This window comes from Lujinxingia vulgaris, assembly GCF_007997015.1.
Classification (GTDB): domain Bacteria; phylum Myxococcota_A; class Bradymonadia; order Bradymonadales; family Bradymonadaceae; genus Lujinxingia; species Lujinxingia vulgaris.
On sequence record NZ_VOSM01000069.1, the window covers coordinates 1 to 582 of the forward strand.

1 protein-coding gene is annotated in these 582 nt (G+C 58.6%); it reads left to right on the forward strand.

Features of this window, described 5'->3' with window-relative positions; all coding sequences use genetic code 11:
* Positions 1–365 precede the first annotated feature (365 nt).
* Positions 366–582 (forward strand): lactate/malate family dehydrogenase (locus FRC98_RS20925; protein WP_230467892.1); only part of this gene is annotated, 217 nt, incomplete at its 3' end.

Consider the following 582-nt stretch of genomic DNA (forward strand, 5'->3'; position numbering starts at 1 on the left):
AACCACGACATGACCTTCTTCCAACCCTCGGGTGACAGTCCGTTGGGGGACAGACCAGATGTGGCTGAAGGCAAGACCAGGCAGTGCCTGCGTTGCCGCGATACTTTCGAAAGTGAATGGGCAGGGGAGCGTATATGTGGGCGCTGCAAGGGAATTTGGAGTTGGTGCAATGGAGCTCCGATGCAAAGCTTTTCGACGAGCGGTAGGAGCTAGAGTCCGGCCAGCATCTACTGCAGATTGATGTAGTGCCCGGAAAGAGGCACAGGCGCCCGCCGATCCCTTGCCCGCTGGAGGCAAAGGGCGTAAACAGCCCGTGAATTTCACAAGGGCGGGTTGCCCGACCATAGCTTTCGAGGAGTCGTTTCATGGCACGAAGCAAGATTGCACTTATCGGCGCAGGCAATATTGGCGGTACGCTGGCGTTGCTGACCGGACTCAAGGAATTGGGCGACGTGGTGCTGTTTGACATTGCCGAAGGGCTGCCCCAGGGCAAGGCGCTGGATATTGCACAGTCCGCGCCGATCGAGGGTTTCGATGCGAAGCTGAAGGGTGCCAACGACTATGCCGACATCGAGGGCGCCG